This window comes from Verrucomicrobiia bacterium (genome assembly GCA_035577545.1).
In the GTDB taxonomy this organism is placed as follows: domain Bacteria; phylum Verrucomicrobiota; class Verrucomicrobiia; order Palsa-1439; family Palsa-1439; genus Palsa-1439.
The window spans coordinates 57162-76813 of record DATLVI010000044.1 but is presented as its reverse complement, the minus strand read 5'-3'; the positions used below and the strand labels follow the sequence as shown (position 1 = coordinate 76813).

Here is a 19652-nt window from a genome sequence, read left to right as displayed (position 1 = left end):
AGACCTACTTAGCGCCTCACAATTGAAAATGCAAACTTTGAATTCAATCGCGACGCCCGACCGTCGCTGGTTTAAGAACGGCCATCAAGGACGGCGCGCAATTTCTGCGCAAGCGCGGAAGGTGTGAACGGCTTTTGCAGGAGCGCTACGCCTTCACGCAGCACTCCCTGATGGATGGCGGCGTTCTCCGTGTAGGCGGACGTAAAAAGTGTTTTGGTTTGGGGATGCAAAGCGCGAATGCGGTCGGACAATTCTTTGCCGTCCATTTGCGGCATCACGATGTCCGTGAACAGCAAATCGATATGTCCGTTGTGCGGTTGCTGGATCAGGTTCAAGGCTTCGAGACCATTGGCAGCCACCCGCACGGTGTAACCCAACCGCTGCAACAACAGGCTGACCATCTCACGCAGCGAGGGATCATCCTCGACCAACAGGATCGTTTCGGTCCCGCGCGGGAGATCGGGTAACGCAGGCTTTGCCGTGGAAAGGTCTGTTCGCTGTTCAACCCGGGGGAGATAAATCTTGAACGTGGTGCCTCGGCTGGGTTCGCTGTAAACGTTGATGTGGCCGCCGCTTTGTTTGATGATGCCGTGGCACGTGGCTAATCCCAATCCCGCGCCTTCGCCGACACCCTTGGTCGTGAAGAACGGCTCGAAGAGATGCGCTTTGACTTCCTCGCTCATACCGGTGCCCGTATCCGAGATGGCGAGCATAACGTAATCTCCCGCCTTCACCTCGGGAAAGCGACTGACGTACTCTTCGTCGAATGTGACCAGGGACGTCTCCAGCGTGAGTTTCCCGCCACGACGCATTGCTTCGCGGGCGTTAATGGCGACGTTCATGATGACCTGCTCAATTTGTCCGGCGTCCGCCTTCACCGCTGGCAGGCCAGCGGCGGGAACGATGCGCACATTGACATCGCTGCCCATCAAGTGGCTCAACATGCCTTCCATGCTCGTCAGGACCCGGTTTAGATCGAGGGTGTCCTGCCGCAGGAGCTGTTTGCGGCCGTATGCCAGAAGTTGCTTGGTCAGCGCGGCGGCAAGATCGGCGGCTTTGCGGATGGCGATCGCGTTGGCACAGTGCGGACTTCCCGAGGGAAGATCGCCGAGCAGCAGTTCACTCTGGCCGATGATCGCCGTCAGGATGCTGTTAAACTCGTGGGCGATCCCACCGGCCAATTTGCCGACCGTTTCCATTTTCTGGGATTGAACCAACTGGGCCTCCATCTGCTTGCGCTCGGTGATGTCGGTGACAATGCCCGTGAGACGAACCAGATTGCCAGCGGCGTCGTGGACTTGAAAACCACGGTCATGGACCCAGCGGACTGTGCCGTCGGGGCGCGCGATCCGATACTCAACGCTCACGCTGGGTTCGCTTCGCGTAAGCGCGCGGAAGATGGCGAAGACGCGCCCGCGTTCCTCCGGCAGGATGGCTTCAGCCCACTGGTGAGGATTGGCATAGAGACTTTCCGCGGAACGGCCCCAAATCAGTTCATACCCCGGACTGACGTAGAGCACTTCTTTCTGGTCGGGCGAAGTCATCCAGAATACGTCGGTGATGTTACTCGCCAACTGGCGGAATTTCTCCTCGCTTTGGCGCAGTGACTCTTCCGTCCGTTTGCGCTCGGCATTTTCCACCTGCAAGGCTTCGTTGGCCTTCTTCAGGTCAGCGGTGCGTTCGGTCACGCGTATTTCAAGTTCGCCGCGCGCCGACTGCAACGCGGCGTCCCGCTGCTGAATTTGCGCGAGCATTTCATTGAACCCGACCACCAACTGGCCGATTTCGTCGTTGCTTTGTTTTTTCGCCCGCAACGAATAATTTTTGTCCTGCGCCACGGCCCGCGCCACCTCCGCGAGATGCAGGATCGGATTGGACACCAGCCGCTGCAACCGGCTCGACAACACAAGGGCGACCAGCAATGAGGTGAGGAACACCAAACCCACGATCACCACATAACTCATGCGGCGCGCCGAAAGGTTCTTCAAGTTTGACGCGACAAAAATCGTGCCCGTCATCACGCCGCCCTGCTTGATTGCGCGAAACAGGTGCAGTTCATCGCTGGTGAATTCCTGGCTGGTGGGCTGGACCGCAGGCGGTACAAACGATGAAGCGGTATCCCGCTGGTAAACGGCAAACACCCGGCCATCCCGGGAATAAACGCTGGCAGAAACGATACTGTCATCAGCGCGCAACCCACCAAGCGTTTCCTTGGCGGTCTTGGGATCGTTAAAATCAATGGCCGCCGCGCAGTTGTTGCCGATGGCATCGGCAAGAATGGTAATCTTTTCGCTCAACTCCCGGCGGAAGGTGACCGTGTCGTAGGCGATAAACGCGGCACAGGCGAGCAACAGCGCAACGCTGCTGGTCAGCATGATGATCAGCATTTGCTTGCGCCGGAGCGAGAGATTTGTCAGAAAGCGCATAGATCTTTAGTTGGTCTTGCCTTTCACCACATCCGCCACCGCCAGCAATCGGGAACTGATGGTCAACCCGGCTTTCTTTGCCGCCGCGAGATCAATGTCGAGTCGGACATTTCCATTTCTGAGCACGAAGGAAATGATGCCACCGTTTCGCGCGAACGGTTCGTCCTCGCCTACGGTGAGCACGGGCAACGCCCTGGTTTTATCCAAAATTGCGCCCATACGGGAGGCTTCCAATCCGCTGATGAACAAAATGTGGCAACCGTTCAATTCCGAGTCTGCCGCAAGATGTTTGATGACGAAAGGCCGGCCGTTGACGGTTTTGCCCTCGACAGCCTGACGCAGATCGTCATCGAACCGATCTTTCGCCATGACCCCGATGACGATGGGCGCATTGGGGCCCGGGAACGCCGCCGCTGGCCAGTCCACGTATTTGGCGAAGTTGAAGAGAAAGGCGGCTTTGACCTGGTACTCGGAAGGCAACTCTTCTTTCGCGGCGGAAATCGATGTTCCGGCGATCCATCCCATTGTTATTACGAGGAGCGCGCAGCGGACCGCCCACAGATCACTCCGGCGGCGCCCCCCCCCGCGCGGCTCCCGGGGCGCTCGGTGAGGGATGCCGGTCAGTATCGCCATGTGACCTTCCCGTAAAATCCGCGTGGGACCTCGACAGTCGGTGCGCCGATGGTGCTCGCTTGCTCGGGATGGTGGTCGTCCAGAAGATTCTGCCCCACGACGGACAACTCCCAATTGGGCGTGGGGCGGTAGGACAAACGTACATCCGCCGTGACGTAAGCTGGTACCTCTTGGACGTTGTCCACGTAGCGCAAGTCTGCATCCAAGCTGAGGGAGCGAGTGAAATCGCACGAGGAACGCAGCACGACCTGATGCGTGGGGGCGTTCAATTCGTCCCCCTTGGCGACGGTGGTGGGTTGTCCCCGCAGGTGCATCAACAAGAGCGTGTAACTGGCGGACAAACGCCAGAAGTCCGTCGCCGCGTAGGTCACGACCGCTTCACCACCGTAGGATTGGCCTTGGAGGGTGTTCTCGGGTTGAACCGTTTCGGTGCCGACTGGTACACCCGGAGTGAAACCGGTTGGTACCTGACCTACAAGCTCGCTGTAGTTGTTGTAGAACGTGGCCACATCTACGCTGACGCGCCGACCGGGCTGGATGCGATAACCGAGTTCGTAAGCCAGCACATCTTCAGATTTGAGTTGGGTGTTGCCGACAAATGTCGGCACATAAAGCCCGCCGCCGGGACCGACCACAGGCGCGCCCAAGGCGAAGGTGATGAACTCTTTGCTTTCCGCCTCACTGGGTGTTCGCACAGCACGGGACACCGCGGCCCAGACCGTCTGGTTTTCAGTCGGCTTGAACATGAGGCGGGCGCTGGGCTGCACTTCAAATCCGGTGAAATCGTTATGCTCGACTTTCGTACCCGCCGTGAACGTGAGCTTGTCAGGGATGATCTTGAGTTCGTCCTGCACAAATGCGCTAAAGAGATTCACGGCGAGCTCATGCCTGAGGATTGTGATTGCCGGGCTGTTTGCTTTGAATAACTGCGAGTCGGTGAACCGATAGCCGAGCCCCCAGATAACGTCATTGCATTCACCCAGCCCAAAGGTGTGCTGTAAACTCAGGTCGGCAGTGTCCAACGCGACCTCGGCCAGGGTATCGTTCCGGTACGTGTGGTCATAGTAGGCCTGCACCTCATAACTCGAACGATCGGAGATGCGTTGCGTCCAGCGCCCAAGAGTATTGAAGCCGTACATGCTGCCGTCATGGTTGTCCAGATCGCCGGTGTAGCCGTCTCCCTGCCAGGTCATTTGGCCGTCGTTGTGTGTGTAGTGATCGACGCGGTAGCCGGCTTTGTTGATGTCCCAGCTGTCATTGGCCGACTGCCCGTTCGCGAACTCAAAATTGTCATTGAGCTGGTAGGTGTCGTAGACGCGATAGTAGGTGTCTTCGTTGATCTTGCCGCCGTAACGCGCGCCGCCCAACGCCAGGTGCTCGTCACCGCCGCCGCCATAGACGAGATCTCCCTGGGTATCCCGGGCGCTCTTGCTTATAATACTGATCACGCCGTCGACCGCGTTGGCGCCCCAGACCGTTGCGCCCGGACCGCGGATTACTTCGATTCGGTCCACATCATCGAGGAACACTTGCTGGGCGTCCCAATAGACTCCGGAGAACAAGGGCGAATAGACGGTGCGACCGTCAATCATGACCAACAGCTTGTTGGCAAATTGGGAATTGAAACCGCGCGCGGAGATTGCCCAATCGCCAGAATCAATCGCGGCTACCTGTAACCCGGGTACCAGTCGCAACGCGTCCGCCACGGTGGTGGCGCCCGAGCGGTGCAGGTCGTCATTGCTCAAAACAAAAATGGCCGCGGCAGCGTCATCGAGCCTTTCCTCTTTCTTGGAAACAGAAGTGACTTTGAGGTTGACCAGATCTTCCAGGGAAAGGTCCGCCACCGAATTGGTTGACGACCTGGCCGAAGGTGAGCTGGAATCCGCCGCCTCGACGCCGCCGGCAACGAGCAGCATCAGTCCGGCAAATGCACCCTTTCTGCCGCATCGGTTCAACCAATCGCCGATGCCCGAGTCAGTTTCGCCACTGGATGAACCGGGTTTCATAAGGGCGGTCTATACAGTAGATGCGAGTTTTTCCAATCGGATGGTTGGGTCGAAGACCTCTTTTGCATTCAATCCCGCGACAGACTCGCCTTCGTCATCCAGCAGTTCGCGCACAGTGCGGGAGAGGGTCGCCGGGGTATAGGGCTTCGGCAGAAACGCGACGCCGGGCTCAAGCACGCCGTGTTCCGCAAGGGCGTCGTCGGTGTAGCCGGACGTGTAGAGGACTTTGAGATCCGGGTACGTCGCCTTCAACCACTCGGCCATCATTTTGCCGCCCATTTGAGGCATGATGACATCCGTGACAACCAAACGAATCGGCTGGCCCTTTGTCTCGCGAGCCATACGTAACCCCTCCTGACCGTTGGCCGCCCGCAATACGCTGTAGCCGAGAGATTCCAGAACACCGCAACCCAACTGACGCACGGACGGTTCGTCCTCCACAAACAAAATCGTTTCCGTGCCCCGTGGCATTGTTCCTCCCCTGGCGACCGGGCGTACCGAGGGCTCCAAAGCCCGTTCAACACGTGGAAAATAAATCTTAAAAATCGTGCCTTCGCCCAACTTGCTGAAGACATCGATGTGGCCGTTGCACTGTTTGATGATGGTCTGGCAGGTTGCCAGACCCAGGCCGGTGCCTTTGCCCTTCGGCTTGGTCGTGAAGAATGCTTCAAAGAGGCGGGCTTGCACTTCATCGGTCATGCCGGTGCCCGTGTCACAGACCGCTAACATCACATAATTTCCGGGGGCCACGCCTGGGTGCGCCTGTGCGTAGTTCTCATCCAATGTGACGTCGCGCGTTTCGATGGTGAGCTTGCCACCCTTGGGCATGGCATCGCGGGCGTTGACGACCAGGTTCATCAAGACCTGTCCGACGTAGCCCGAGTCGGCTTTGACACGGCCCAGTTCTTTTCCTGACACGATTTGCAGTTCGATATTCTCATCGATCAGGCGTCGCAGCATTTTGTCCGTCCCAGCGACAACTTCGCTGAGGTCGAGGACGACGGGCTGGACTGTCTGCTTGCGACTGAACCCCAGGAGTTGACGTGTCAAACCCACGGCACGGTCGGCGGCCTGCCCGATCTCTTCCACTTCTTTCCGCAGGGGATCGTTTGGGGGAAGCTTGGTCATCATTAGCTCGGTGTTACCCATAACGACTGCCAGCAGGTTGTTAAAATCGTGCGCTATCCCGCCGGCGAGTTGACCAAGCACTTCCATCTTCTGGGCTTCGATGAGCTGTGCCTCAAGCTGCTTGTGATCCGTGCGGACCTCGATCTCCTGCATCGCGCGGCGCACGGCAGGCGCAAGGCGTGAGAGACGTTGCTTCAACACGTAATCCGTCGCTCCGCTCTTGAGTGATTCAATCGCGAATTCCTCGCCGAGCGTGCCCGAGATCAGAATAAAAGGCACGTCGGGACATCGTTTCCGCACCAGTTCCAGCGCGGACATCCCGTCGAAGGTGGGCAGCGAAAAGTCCGAGAAGATAATATCGAAGCCGTCCTGTTCAATTGCTGCGGCGAAGTCAGCGCGAGTTTCGACGCGCTTGATTTCGCAGGGAATGCCTTCGGCCTCGAGAATCGACGACGCCAGGTCGGCGTCGTTTTCGTCGTCTTCCAAATGCAGAACGCAAAGAGGGGATTTCATTCATTACTCCTGCTCCCCTTTCATAGCAATCATCCTGCCATTATTGAGCTTTAGACCCTTTCTGCTACGTGATTTGGAGGTGGCTCATTGATGGCCGCCCAAAAGATACCCAGTTCCTTTACAGCTTTTATAAAGTCTTGAAAATCAACTGGTTTAACCACATACGCGTTGACGCCCAATTTGTAACATTCGGCCAGATCGGGCGCTTCACGGGAAGAAGAAAGCACGATAACAGGTATCGTTTTCAGTTTTTCATCCCCCTTCATCTGTCGCAGCACTTCGATCCCGTTCAGTTTCGGCATTTTCAGGTCGAGCAGTGCGAAGATGGGGTTGCCGTTGAAGCGGGCCACGAATTTTCCGCGGCGGTACAGATAATCCAGCGCCTCCTCGCCATCGTGGACGACCGCCACCTGGTTCGCCAGGTGGTATTCCTCCAGCGCCGTCAGCGTCAGTTCCACATCATTGGGATCGTCTTCGGCCAACAAAATGGTTTTTATCTCAGCATTCATTCATGTCTCCTTTGGTTTTGGGATTGAGAAGTAAAATGTCGCGCCCTGGCCCACCGCGCCTTCCGCCCACACCCGGCCCCCGTGGCGCAGGATGATGCGCTGGACGTTCGCCAGCCCGATGCCGGTGCCTTCGAATTCATTGCTGGCATGTAAGCGTTGGAACACGCCGAAAAGCTTGGCAGTGTATTTCGGATCGAACCCGGCTCCGTTGTCGCGGACAAAGATGATGACTTCATTGTTCTCAGCCGGGGCGGAACCGACTTCAATGGTGGCCGGGTCGCGTGTGCGGGTGAACTTCACGGCATTGGCAAGGAGATTGACCAACACTTGGCGCAGCGTCGGGCGATCCGCCTGCACTTCGGGCAGCGGACCGATTCTCCAAACGATGTTCCGTCCCCGGGTTTCGCCTTGGAGATCGGGCAGCGTTTCTTTGACGAGGTCATTCAGGTTGACGACGGACTTCTGCATTTCAACGCGTCCGACTCGCGAAAACGCCAGCAAATCGTCAATCAAATCCCCCATACGCTTTGCGGACGTGGAAATCGTTTGCAAATATTTGTGACTCCTTTCCGAGAGAACGGGCCCGGCATCGCCCTTCAGCAGTTCCACGAATCCCGCCACATGGCGTAACGGCGCGCGCAGATCGTGGGAAACGGAATATGAAAACGCCTCCAATTCTTTGTTGGCAACTTGCAGTTGCGCCGTACGTTCGACGACGCGTTGCTCCAACTCGACATTCAGTTGGCGAATCTCTTCGGCGGCCTGCTCGCGCTTGGTGATGTCGCTGATCGTGACAACCGCCATTATTGGCTGGCCACCCGCGTCATGGACGAGCGTGCCACCGTAACTGAAGACCCGCAGCCAATCGGTCTGGATGCGCCGGATGCGCGCCTCCAGGTTGCGAAGCGTCTCGCCGCGCAGGATGCGGGCAAGCGGCCATTGATCCACAGGCCAGACGTTGCCGTCCATGCCAGAGAGCTCGAATATGTCAGCGAATTCGGTCAGGTGACGACGGGTTTCCTCCAGGGTGGCAAAGCCGTGCATGTCCAGCGCCGCCCGGTTGAAATGAAGCAACTGGCCGTTGAGATCGGAAACGGCCAATCCTTCGGTGAGGTTTTCGACAATCGTCTGATATCGTGCTTCGCTCTGCCGCAGCGCCCTCTCCGTCAGTTTGCGCTCCGTGATGTCGCGCGCTATTTTCGATGCGCCGACGACCTTGCCCGTCGAATCCTTGATGGGTGAAACGGTGACCGAAACATCGACCAGCCGGCCATCCTTGGCACGGCGCACAGTCTCAAAATGCTGAACGCTTTCACCGCGCCTGATCTTTCCCAGGATTTGTTTCTCTTCATCCTGCCGATCGGCTGGGATCAACTGCATTATCGAGTTGCCAAGCATCTCGGCCGCGGAATAGCCGAAGATCTTCTCGGCCCCGGTGTTCCAACTCGTGATGATGCTGCTCAGGTCCTTGCCGATAATGGCATCGTCCGAAGATTCAACGATTGCCGCCAGCCGCGCCATGGCTGACTCTGACCCTTTGCGCTCGGTGATGTCGGCGCCCAAATCCACGTCTTGATTATCCTTCACTTACCTCCATGGAAATCACGAATGATCACATCGGCTACAGGGTGGTCTTGGTTTTTTCAGCCATCGTAAAGTCTTCACAGTGGCAAGTCATGACACGAAGTGCGACTCATTGGCGTCTTGGCCTTTATGTCGCCAGTTTAACAAAGGCCCATTGAATGTCTATCAGGGAAAACACCTAGATAAGGCGCGAAGGCAGCAGTTTGGCTTTACGCAGGCCTCCCATGTCAACTCTTCGTCGTCGTCAGTCGATTTGCTTGCGCGGGAGTAAGCGTGGCTGGAAGTATTACACGCGGATGACTCAAACACTAACGCGCGTTCATCATGCCTTTTAGCACGGCTTCGAGTCCGGCCCTTCCCGCACCTTGCTCCCGCAGTTCCGGCACGCCCCAACCATCGTCGTAGAGCCGGAACTCTTGAATATTGTCTTGCTGAGACAGCAATGCTGCCGTGGCGTTGACGGTGTCGCAAGCCATTTGGGCGCCCCGGCGGAGATTCGGACCTGCGTCCCAGAGTGCATCGCGATCGGGTAAAGAGAAATGCATAGCCGATTCGATTTACTTGCGTGCCGCCGCAAACGTGGCATAATGCCGGACGCAAATTTTGCCGATGTAGCTCAGCTGGTAGAGCAACGGTTTCGTAAACCGTAGGTCGTCAGTTCGATCCTGACCATCGGCTCCAGATTTTTGGTCGTGCTAGGCGGGGAGTTAGCGGTTCCCTGCACCAGCAACCCGCTATAGCTGGGCCGAATTCCTCGCCGAGGCGGCGATGTGGGCGAGCAAACCGCGGGGCGGCGTCGAAGGTTGGGTCCGATGCAATGGTTGCTTGCGAACCCCGCCAGGGTCGGAAGACAGCAACGGTAAGCTTGATGTTCCATGTGCCGTCGGGGTGCCTGGCCGGAGCTTCAACCGCGGCGCGCAAACCGATGTCGTTTGTCGAAGCGAGGTGCACGATCATTCTTTCAGTGCGATGGTTCTGGGATTAATTCATGGCGCAGCAATATCAGGTCCTGGCGCGGAAATGGCGCCCGCAGCAGTTCGACGATGTCGTGGGGCAGGAGCACGTCACCACCACGTTGAAGAACGCCATTGAGCAGAACCGCCTCGCGCACGCCTATCTCTTCGTCGGGCCGCGCGGCATCGGCAAGACCTCCACCGCCCGTATCTTCGCCAAGGCGCTCAACTGCGTGAAAGGACCGACCGCCACGCCGTGCGACAAGTGCGACAACTGCCTCGAAATCACCGAGGGACGGTCGCTGGACGTGCTGGAAATCGACGGCGCTTCCAATAACGGCGTCGAGCAGGTTCGCGAATTGCGCGACACGGTGCGCTACGCGCCGGCCCGCGGCAAGTTCAAAATTTACATCATCGACGAAGTCCACATGCTCACCACGCAGGCATTCAATGCGCTTCTCAAGACGCTCGAGGAACCGCCGGCACATGTGAAGTTTATTTTCGCGACGACTGAACCGCAAAAAGTGTTGCCGACGATTCTCTCGCGTTGCCAGCGGTTCGATCTGCGGCGAATTCCCGCGAACCTCATCGTCAAGCACCTCAAGGAGATCGCGAAAAAAGAAAAAGTGGCGATCGACGACAAGGCGCTGGCCGCTATCGCGCGCGGTGCGGAAGGTGGCCTCCGCGATGCGGAAAGCACGCTCGACCAACTCATCGCGTTTTGCGGCAACAAGATTGCCGAAGCGGATGTGCTTTCGGTTTTCGGTCTCGTCGCGCAGGACCGTATCGCAGCTCTCACGGATGCGGTCCTCGACGGGGAAACGACGAACGCGCTGAAAGTGTTGAAGGACCTCGACGACGCCGGCAAGGACCTGCAACGCCTCGCGGCGGATTTGCTCGATCATTTTCGCAACCTGCTGGTCGTGACGTTGGGGGCGGAAGGCGTCGCGTCCTTGCAACTGCCCGAGTCCGAAATGGAACTGCTCGTGGCGCAGGCGAAGCGCACGGATTCCGACGCGGTATTGCGGGTCATCGACGCGCTGGCGGCTGCCGAGGGACGGCTGCGCTACGCGTTGTCCAAGCGCGTGTTCTTTGAGATTGCGCTGGTGAAGGCCGTGAAGGCACGCGACATGGTCGGGATCGATGGTTTGCTGAAAAAATTGAACGAGTTGAAGGGCGGGCTGCCATCAAGCCCCCGCGGGAACGATCTTCCAGTCACGAAGACCGCTTCCGCGGCGCCAGCGAATCATGTGCGGGAGACCGCACAGACGAATTCAGCGGCTTCTGTGGACGAGGCGTGGGCCTACGCGGTGGAACATCTCGGGAAGGTCACGCCGCTGGCGAAGAGCTATCTGGTTGGGACCCGTCCGCTTGGCCTGCGGGGCAACGTGCTGATCGTGCGCTTTGATCCCGAGTTCGCCGATCGCAAGGAATTCGCCGACCGTCCCCGTAACATCGAGGTGTTGCAAGCGAGCTTAAAGGAGAAGTTACGGATGGACGTCGCGTTGAAATTCGAGGTTGGGGAAGCCACCGCCGCGACGCCAGCGAAATCATCCGCGTCTTCGCTGGGGAAACCGGGAACGTCTGCCAGGGCGGCCGAACCCGCAAAAATGAACGTCGATGATTTTAAGAATGACCCGCTGATCAAAAAAGCGCTGGAGATCTTTAAAGGAACAATCGTCGAAGTCAGAAAGTGATGGTGAAAAATGGCCGGACTAGGGAAATTTCTCAAACAAGCCCAGAAGATGCAGGCGGAAATGACGCGCGTGCAGGAGGAACTGGCGCAACGTGAAGTCGAAGCGTCGGCGGGTGGGGGAGCCGTAAAGGCCACTGCGCGCTGTGACGGCACTATCGCGTCAATCAAGATCGACCCCAAGGTCGTTGACCCGAAGGACGTCGAGATGCTCGAAGACCTGATCCTCGGCGCCGTGACCAATGCCCTGCAAACGGCGAAGAAGACGCAGGATGAAGAGTTGGGGAAGGTCACCGCCGGCATGAACCTCCCCGGCATGATGTAGCGGCGCGACGCCGATGGATTATCCTCAGCCCGTCCAAAATTTAATCGCCCAGGTGTCTCGCCTGCCCGGCATCGGCAAGCGGAGCGCGGAGCGCATCGCCTTGCACCTGCTAAAGGCCAACGGTGACACGAATCGGTTGCTGGCCCAGGCGATCCTCGATGCGAAGGCGAAGATCCGCAACTGCTCGCGTTGTGGCAGCTACACCGAGAACGATCCCTGCGAGATTTGCGACAGCCCGCGCCGCGAGCAGTCCTCCATCTGCGTGGTGGAAGGCCCCAACGACATCCTCACCCTGGAACGCGCGGGCGTGCACAAGGGCGTTTATCATGCGTTGATGGGACGGGTCTCACCGTTGAACGGTATCGGTCCCGAGCAACTCCGCATCGCGGCGTTACTTGAACGCGTGAAGCGGGACAAGCCTACAGAGATCATCCTGGCCCTGGGTGCCGACGTGGAAAGTGAAGCGACCGTGAACCATCTGATCGATCTGCTCAAACCGCTTGGCGTTTCGGTCAGCCGCATCGCGCTGGGGTTGCCCGTTGGTAGCGCCTTGGAAACCGCCGACGAAGTCACACTCTCCCGCGCCCTGGAAGGCCGGCGAAAAGTTTAAAGTCCGCGACGCGTTCAGGAATTGCGGCGACGCAGCGTCATCAGTCCCAAAAGTCCCGCGGCCGCAAGCACCAACGAGGATGGTTCAGGAACAAACTGCACCCGAATATCCGTCGGGTCGTAGATGACGGTATAATTGGGTGTGACCGTACCAAACGTACCTGAAACCGCGAAAGCCGTCGCTACCGTGTAGATATTGCCCACCGCGCCGCCGGAGAGCGAGAGAAGGCTGTTCGCATTCAACGTCAGGTTGCTGGCGACGGCCAATAAGTCATTCTGACCCGCCAAGAGGCCGAGTTGGATGGAGAGTGTACTGTTGCTGCCGAGCGTAACGTTGCCCCCAACATTCAACGTCCCAAAGCCAAGGCCTGGCGCGACCGTGCTGCCGGACAAGCTGTTGATTGAGGCGGTAAAAGTGCCAGTGCCGTCAATCGTCCCGACATTGGCGATGACGCGCGATTGATTAGTGGCGATGGAATTGCCGGCAGCGCCATCGAGATCGACCAGTGTGAGCTTTCCGCCATTCATGAAGACAGTGCCAAAATTCGTGACGGCAGGCCCGTTGACCCACGAATTGGTCGTGCGCCGGATTTCAAATGTGGCGCCGCTATCCACCTGAACAAACCCCGTCGGCCCATTTTGGAAACCACCACGGCTGAATGCGTCGCGCGGATCAATCCGGAGTGTGCCGGCCCTGGCGAAGAGCGAACCATTGTTGACGAACGCGCGGTTTCCGCTGCCGAAATTGCCGGTAAACGCGCCCGTGCCGGTCCCATTCATAACTACTGTGCCATTGGCATTGTTGGTAAACGCTGTCACCTGGCCATAGTTGATCGCCACGATCTGGTTATTGACCGGTGTAAAGGCAATCGTGCCAGCATTGACGACCGGAGTGCTGCCTCCGCTGTTGAGGAAGGTGCTAAAGCCGGAGGTTGAAGAGGCGTTGGAAAGAACCAGCGTGCCCGCCGATCCGCCGCCCGGACGCAGGTCAAAAGTGAGGCTTGAGTTGGTGCCAATCAATGAGTTGGTAGTGAGAATCAGCGTGGCGTTCTTACCGATCTGCACACCGAAGGTCGAACGGAAAAGACCTCCACCCTGTTGCACCGTCACCGAAGCGCTGCCGAGTCCATTGGAAATTGCCAGGAAATTGATGGCATTCGTGATGCCGACGCCGACAGAAGATCCCATATTGGTGATGAGCTGCGCTGTACCGAGGTCGTTGGTGATGCGCACGTCGTCTGCTGCGCCCGGGGGGAAAGTACCTTGCCAATTGCCGCTGGTGTTCCAGTCAAACGTGCCGCCGGTGGTAGTTGACCAGCGCGATTCCGCATACGCCCTATGGGTACACGTAACGATGAAAACGGTAGTGGCTACAAGAACAGTAAGCTTAACTCGCATAGCAATTCTCCCGTCTGTGACTTCTTTGGACCCGATACCAACTCGCTGAATACCGAAACCTATTGCTTCTCCAGCCATATTTATATCGTAGAACGGTTTATCAAGTCAACACCGCTTTTTATACATTTTCGGCCTTTTCCTATACAACTTCTGTGGTCTTGTCGGTCTCTCCACCCTTCGTTACAGTATCCAGACTCATGAAAGTCCGGGGCAAGAACTATCGCGCCGTTTGGATGGAAGGCCGCCATGTCGTTGTCATCAACCAGCCGCTGCTCCCGCATCGATTTGGCCTGCTGCGGCTCAAAAACCATCGGGAAACCGCGCGAGCCATCAAAACGATGACCATTCGCGGCGCGGGTACCATAGGGGCTACTGCCGCCTGCGGCATGGCGCAGGCCGTGTTGGAGGGAGCAGACCTCGTTCGCGCCTATCGCACCCTTCTCGAAACCCGCCCGACGGCGGCCGACTTGAAGCACGCGCTCGATCGCGTCCGCGCCCAAGCTGGTTCCGCGAAGGAGGCCATCGCTGAAGCGCAGGCCGTCGCCGACGAGTATGTCGCCCGCGCCAAACAGATCGCCGAGGTTGGCCTGCCGCTCATCAAAAGCGGTTCGCGCATCCTCACGCATTGCAACGCCGGCTGGCTGGCGCTGGTGGACTGGGGCAGCGCGCCCGCCCCGATCTATCTCGCGCATCGCCGTGGCCGAAAGGTCTTCGTCTGGGTGGACGAGACTCGTCCACGCAATCAGGGCGCGAACCTCACGAGTTGGGAATTCCTCCAAGAGGGCGTCCCTCACAAGATCATCGCCGATAATGCCGGCGGTTTTTACATGCAACGCGGTGAAGTGGATTTGTGCATCGTCGGAGCCGACCGCATCGCGGCCAACGGCGACGTCGCCAACAAAATCGGCACGTACCAGAAAGCCGTGCTCGCTCGCGAGAACGGCATCCCGTTCTACGTGGCCGCGCCGAGTTCGACGATCGACCTGAAATGCCCGAGCGGAGACAGCATCCCGATTGAAGAGCGCGACGAAGACGAAGTGCATTACATATCGGGAAAGACTGCCGGTGCGAAGCTGGGACGAGTCCGCATCTCGCCAGCGCAATCCCGCGCCGGCAACCCCGCCTTCGACGTGACCCCAGCAAAATACATCACCGGAATCATCACGGAGCAGGGGATCATAAAGCCGGGTGAGATCCGCAAGCAGTTCAACAGGTAATGGCACTCCGCACGCCGTAGTAGCGGGCGGAAAAGTTGGTGGCGCTCAAGGATAGGAAATATCGATGCGGTAGAACTTCTGTGGCGGTACCGCGTTGGTGTCGGTGATCGTGACCTGATTACCGTTCGTCAATGGGCCGGAATAGGCCGGAAGCGGCAGCCAGACCCCGCCGACAAGATCGGTGCTGAACTGGGGTGTGTAGGTGCGGCCCGTCGCCAGCGGGTCGAAGAGCAGGTTTTGCTGAGAGGTTTGGTTGGTGTCACTGGCAATCTGCAGGAAGAATACCGACGTGGGATCCGTCGGGTTCAGCCCGGCCACGTACTTGAACAGGTTATTCTGGCCCGTATTATCGAAGTCACAGGACGCACAGGTGGTGGCACCGGTCGTGGAACTGCTCCCGAAATACTGCAGACGCCACCAATTCGCGATTCCGTCGCCGACACTGTCCGCGCCGTAGACCTGGGCGATCTGATTGGCGGACAGGGCGCTGCCGTAGATTCGCACATCATCGAGAATGGCGTCGGTCTTGTACACCACACCGCCGCCGGGGCGATTGCCGATAGCGAGGCTGTCAGTAGTGACCGCGAGCGGACCGCCGGCGGGCTGTTGCGCGACCAGTTGCCCGTCGATATACAGGCTGATGAGCGAGCCGTCGTACGTGCCCGCGATGTGGTGCCAGGCGCCGTTCGACGGCGGAGTGGCGACGACGGAGCCATTGGCGACGCCGCTGAGGAAGAATTGGAGTTGGCCGGTATTGGTAATGCAGAGGCCGTACTGGTTGAAGGACGCGCCTTTCTCGATGAAGCGGGGTGAATTGAACCAGTCGGGCGAGTTGATCCACGCGGCGAGGGTGATGCCATTCACGGGGTTGAGCGATGCGGCATTGGAAACCGTCACCTGAGTCGAAAAGCCGTCGAAAGACAGGGCGCCGTTGATCATCCCGCCGGTCCACGCGCCGCTGCCGAGAACCACGGTGCCGGTATTGGTGTTTCCGGAGGAATCGAAGGCCGTCGAGCCGGTCCCCTCGTCGAATGTCCAGTACGCCAGCAGATTGGTGGCGCTGGTCGCGGGCAACGTTATCGCGCAAGCGGATGCGGAATCCGCCGAAGTTCCTCCGAGGTTGTTGGTCGCAGCGACCGTGTAACAGTAGTTCACGCCCGATGACAAACCGGTATCGGAATAGGTGGTCGCGGCAGTCGTGGCGATCTGGGAACCACCCCGCTTGACGATATATCCCGTCGCACCGCCGGAAGCGGACCAGGCGAGGTTGATCTGATTGGTGCCGCCGGTGGTGGTGGTGAGGCCCTGCGGCGTTGGGGGTGCGCCGGGGATATTCTGCGACATAATCAGGACACTGTAGGGAGCGATGGAGATCGTGGCGGTGTTGACGGCCACCGTGGTGGAGAGGCTCCCATAGTTGCCATAGTCGGAACCGTACTTGGTAAAGTCACTATTGAGTTGCGTGTACCAAATGCCGGTATGGGGGAAGCCGCTGATATTGTACGCGGGCCAGTTGGTGTTCGCGAAATTGCAGATGACGATGACATCGTCTCCCACGTTGCCCGTGTTCCATCGACGGTAGGCGATCAGACGATTGCTGTTGTCCCGCTGAATCGTGCTTGTATTCAAGCCCTTAAGCCCAGAAGAGCGTCCGTCGAGATTGCGGCGCAAGTGAATCAGGTCCTGATAGAGCGAGACGATACCGCTGTAGGTATTGGTTCGCGACCAGTCGAGCGGATTACTGGCGCCGAACTGGGCGGTCGTGAGCAACTCCGCGCCCTGCAAAATCATCGGGATACCCGCCGTGGTGAGGGTGACCGCCGCGCCGAGCGTGGACAATTTGCGCGCGTACCAGCCGGTGGGAGCGGCGCTCGCGATTAGGACCGGCATCCGCTGGCCGCCATTTAGGTCGCCCGCCGAATCGTGCGTGTCGGTGAATACGACGTTCCCCCACCCGGATGCGCCCTGACCGTTGTGATTGATATTGACCGCACTGTCGATGGCGCTCATGTTGCGCGCGGAATCGTTGGTCACCGTCAGCTGCGAAACCAGATTGTTCTGGAACGGGCTCGAGTACCAGGTGCTGTCGAACCCGGCCGTACCGCTCAGGTAGCCGGAGTTCTCACCGATATTGATTTTGCCCACGTAACCCGTATGAATCAGGCTGCTGATTTGCTGGAGAAGACTTTGCACGTCGGCGATGAAAATATTGGTGCCCGCGTCCGAGGCGTTCATGAAGTCGTACGGTGCATCCCAGCGAAAGCCGTCAACATGGCATTCACTGAGCCACATCGCGATACTGTCGCGGATGAAATTGCGGACCTGGGTGCTGCTGGCATTGGGACGGGGACCCCAGGGCGTGCAGCACCAGCCATTTGTCTGGTTGAAATAGATCCCGCCACCATTCAGTCCGCCGTCGTAGCCATCGAAGTCCCACAAGCCATATGCCAAATCCCCGCTGGACCCGCCGTTATCGCCGTAGTGGTTGTGGACCACGTCCACGAGCACGGCGATACCAAGTTGATGGGCGGTCTTCACGAAGTTCTTGAACGCATCCGGGCCGCCGTAGCTGCTTTCCACGCCGAAAAGATCATCGGGGTTGTACCCCCAATTGAAATTTCCGGGGAATTCGTTGATGGGCATGACTTCCACGGCGCTAACACCGAGCTGCTTCAAGAAGGCGAGCTTGTTGGTGGCATTGATAAATGTGCCCGGACTGCCGGGCGAACTCGGATCGTAAAACGATCCGATATGCATTTCATACACGACCGTGTCACTGAGGGCCGGGGTGGAGAAGGTGTCACCCGTCCAGTTGAAATTGGTTGTATTATAGATAATCGAGTTGCCCGACTGGGAAATCTCCTGGCGACAGCGGGGGTCCTGCTTGTAGGTGCTGCCGTTGAGGAAATACTTGTACTGCTGACCGGCGGTGGCGCCCGGGACATCAACCGACCAGACGCCACTTGTTCCTTCGGAGAACAGTGGCGTGGCCGTCGTGGAGAAACTATTGAATTGGCCGGGGACAGTCACGCTGGACGCGTGCGGTGCCCAAACGCGAAATGTCACCCCGCCACTGTAAGGGATCGAACCCCAACCGGGACGGGAGGACGGAACAGCGCTGGCGGAAAACGGTTTACCAACAATAGCTAAAAAAAACAGGCCAACGACAAACAGCGGACGGACACTTGAGCGGCAGCGATTCATGATGTGACGCACGTATTTACCTCAACAACCAAAAGACTCCCGAACATCGGGCCACTCGCCGCTTTATGGAATCACGGGACGAATCCCTTGAGACTGCTCTCCGCGAACGTGGCTGGAGATCCGCTTCCTTCGAAAAAGCATACCCTTCCTCTGTCACGAATTCAAGCCATATGACGGAGCTTGGGCGTTTCAGGACGCCGCCGCATGGATAGGGCGTCACAGGTGAGTTGCGTTCACGCGCTGAAATTAGGACACTGGCCGGGCTATGGGCGAGGTTTACACGGGAACAAAGTTTCGCACGGTCTTCGCGCGGCGCGCGGTCTCGGGCGACGAGCGGTTGGGTGAGTTGCTCAAGTGGTGCCGCCGCTGGGCTGCGCTGGGCCTGGTCGGTGACACGGTCGGCAACCTGAGCTTTCGCACTGTCAACGGTTTCATCATCAATCGCACCGCCGGCGATCTCGGCGGGATCACGCGCCAGGAATTTGTCGAGGTGCTCGAAGCCGACCGCGCCGCGCGGCAGTTGACGGTGGCGGGTCTGTACGAACCTTCCAGCGAAAGCCTGATGCACGCGGGCATTTACGCGGCCCGGCCCGAGGTGGACGCGGTGTTCCATGGTCACAACGAGAAACTCCTCGCGATGGCGGAGAGATTGGGCCTGCCCGTCACAGCTCGCGAACAGCCGTACGGCACCGCCGAATTGGTCGCCGAAATTTTGCAGGTGCTCGACGGCCACAAGTTTGTCATCATGCGCAAACACGGGTTCGTCTCGCTCGGCGGGACGATGGAAGAGGCGGGGCACACTGCGGAGGAAGTCTTGCAACGGTTATGAACGGGATCGACGCGGTCATTTTTGATTTGGGCAACGTGTTGCTGGCGTTTGACGAGAGGCGCGCCGTGGAACGCCTCGCCGCGCGCACGGGCAGGACGCCGCAACAGATTAGCGACTACGCGCGCACCACGCCGTACGTGACCGAATTGGCGTTGGGCAAGGTGACGAAGCTGCGGTTCTTCCACACCGTCGCCAAGGATCTGGCCTTCGACGGCACGTACCAGGAATTCGCATTGCTCTGGTCCGACATCTTCACGCCGATCGACCCGATGATCGCGCTGGCCGAATCGCTCAAGAACCGCCTGCCGCGCCTGCTCCTCTCCAACACCAACGCCATCCACATGGACTACGTCTTCGAGCACTACCCGTTTCTGCAGGACTTCGACGCGCATGTCCTCTCGCACGAAGTCGGCCTGCTGAAACCCGATCCCGCGATCTTCCAGCACGCGCTCCGCACGTCCGGCCTGACCGCCGCCCGCACCGTTTTTCTCGACGACATCGCCGCCAACGCCGAGGCCGCCCGTCACGCCGGGATGCAGGGCATCCATTATCAAAATCCAGACCAGGCACGCGCAGAGTTGACGAAACTCGGTGTGTCGCCTATATAACAAGGCCACCACTTTCC

The 19652-nt window shown here is 58.6% G+C and carries 15 protein-coding genes, 1 tRNA gene and 1 other RNA gene; 8 read left to right on the top strand and 9 right to left on the bottom strand.

Annotation, left to right across the window (positions count from 1 at the left end; all coding sequences use genetic code 11):
* Window positions 1-71 precede the first annotated feature (71 nt).
* The 7 genes from VNL17_16185 to VNL17_16155 form a co-directional block, all read right to left on the bottom strand.
* On the bottom strand, window positions 72-2426 hold the full coding sequence (locus VNL17_16185; GenBank protein HXI85619.1) for a response regulator: 2355 nt from the start codon (window positions 2424-2426) through the stop codon (window positions 72-74).
* A gap of 6 nt (window positions 2427-2432) precedes the next feature.
* Complete coding sequence (locus VNL17_16180) at window positions 2433-2951, bottom strand: YfiR family protein (protein ID HXI85618.1); 519 nt, start codon at window positions 2949-2951, stop codon at window positions 2433-2435.
* A gap of 95 nt (window positions 2952-3046) precedes the next feature.
* Window positions 3047-5065, bottom strand: coding sequence for a TonB-dependent receptor (locus tag VNL17_16175; protein ID HXI85617.1), 2019 nt, complete (start codon window positions 5063-5065; stop codon window positions 3047-3049).
* A 9-nt stretch (window positions 5066-5074) separates the two neighbouring features.
* Window positions 5075-6706 (bottom strand): response regulator, encoded by a 1632-nt coding sequence (locus VNL17_16170; GenBank protein HXI85616.1) that lies wholly within the window; start codon window positions 6704-6706, stop codon window positions 5075-5077.
* Between the two features lie 50 nt (window positions 6707-6756).
* Window positions 6757-7215, bottom strand: coding sequence for a response regulator (locus tag VNL17_16165; GenBank protein HXI85615.1), 459 nt, complete (start codon window positions 7213-7215; stop codon window positions 6757-6759).
* On the bottom strand, window positions 7216-8802 hold the full coding sequence (locus VNL17_16160; protein ID HXI85614.1) for a PAS domain S-box protein: 1587 nt from the start codon (window positions 8800-8802) through the stop codon (window positions 7216-7218). It abuts the gene before it with no gap.
* 305 nt (window positions 8803-9107) lie between these two features.
* Entirely contained in the window at window positions 9108-9344 is a 237-nt protein-coding gene (locus VNL17_16155; GenBank protein HXI85613.1) for a hypothetical protein, read from the bottom strand.
* Between the two features lie 60 nt (window positions 9345-9404).
* On the opposite strand from VNL17_16155, the gene VNL17_16150 reads away from it, so the two are divergent.
* From VNL17_16150 to recR, 5 genes are all read left to right on the top strand, one after another.
* A tRNA-Thr gene (locus VNL17_16150) sits at window positions 9405-9480 on the top strand.
* A 9-nt stretch (window positions 9481-9489) separates the two neighbouring features.
* Window positions 9490-9752: signal recognition particle sRNA large type (ffs, locus tag VNL17_16145), an RNA gene on the top strand.
* Between the two features lie 35 nt (window positions 9753-9787).
* Complete coding sequence (gene dnaX / locus VNL17_16140) at window positions 9788-11449, top strand: DNA polymerase III subunit gamma/tau (GenBank protein ID HXI85612.1); 1662 nt, start codon at window positions 9788-9790, stop codon at window positions 11447-11449.
* Between the two features lie 9 nt (window positions 11450-11458).
* Window positions 11459-11770, top strand: a complete 312-nt coding sequence (locus tag VNL17_16135) for a YbaB/EbfC family nucleoid-associated protein (protein HXI85611.1) — start codon at window positions 11459-11461, stop codon at window positions 11768-11770.
* A 13-nt stretch (window positions 11771-11783) separates the two neighbouring features.
* Window positions 11784-12380, top strand: coding sequence for a recombination mediator RecR (gene recR / locus VNL17_16130; GenBank protein ID HXI85610.1), 597 nt, complete (start codon window positions 11784-11786; stop codon window positions 12378-12380).
* Window positions 12381-12394: 14 nt separating this feature from the next.
* Here recR and VNL17_16125 read toward each other — a convergent pair whose 3' ends face one another.
* Window positions 12395-13777 (bottom strand): PEP-CTERM sorting domain-containing protein, encoded by a 1383-nt coding sequence (locus VNL17_16125; protein ID HXI85609.1) that lies wholly within the window; start codon window positions 13775-13777, stop codon window positions 12395-12397.
* A gap of 197 nt (window positions 13778-13974) precedes the next feature.
* On the opposite strand from VNL17_16125, the gene mtnA reads away from it, so the two are divergent.
* Window positions 13975-14994 (top strand): S-methyl-5-thioribose-1-phosphate isomerase, encoded by a 1020-nt coding sequence (mtnA, locus tag VNL17_16120; GenBank protein ID HXI85608.1) that lies wholly within the window; start codon window positions 13975-13977, stop codon window positions 14992-14994.
* 45 nt (window positions 14995-15039) lie between these two features.
* Here the strand turns inward: mtnA and VNL17_16115 are convergent, their stop codons facing one another.
* Window positions 15040-18198 carry a LamG-like jellyroll fold domain-containing protein gene (locus VNL17_16115; GenBank protein ID HXI85607.1) on the bottom strand — a complete coding sequence of 1053 codons (3159 nt, stop codon included), beginning with the start codon at window positions 18196-18198 and terminating at the stop codon, window positions 15040-15042.
* A 265-nt stretch (window positions 18199-18463) separates the two neighbouring features.
* Here VNL17_16115 and VNL17_16110 point away from each other — a divergent pair, with 265 nt between their 5' ends.
* Window positions 18464-19027: a class II aldolase/adducin family protein gene (locus tag VNL17_16110; protein HXI85606.1), complete on the top strand. Its 564-nt coding sequence runs from the start codon at window positions 18464-18466 to the stop codon at window positions 19025-19027.
* Window positions 19024-19635, top strand: coding sequence for an HAD family phosphatase (locus VNL17_16105; GenBank protein ID HXI85605.1), 612 nt, complete (start codon window positions 19024-19026; stop codon window positions 19633-19635). The genes VNL17_16110 and VNL17_16105 overlap by 4 nt, the downstream gene beginning before the upstream one ends.
* Window positions 19636-19652: the final 17 nt, after the last annotated feature.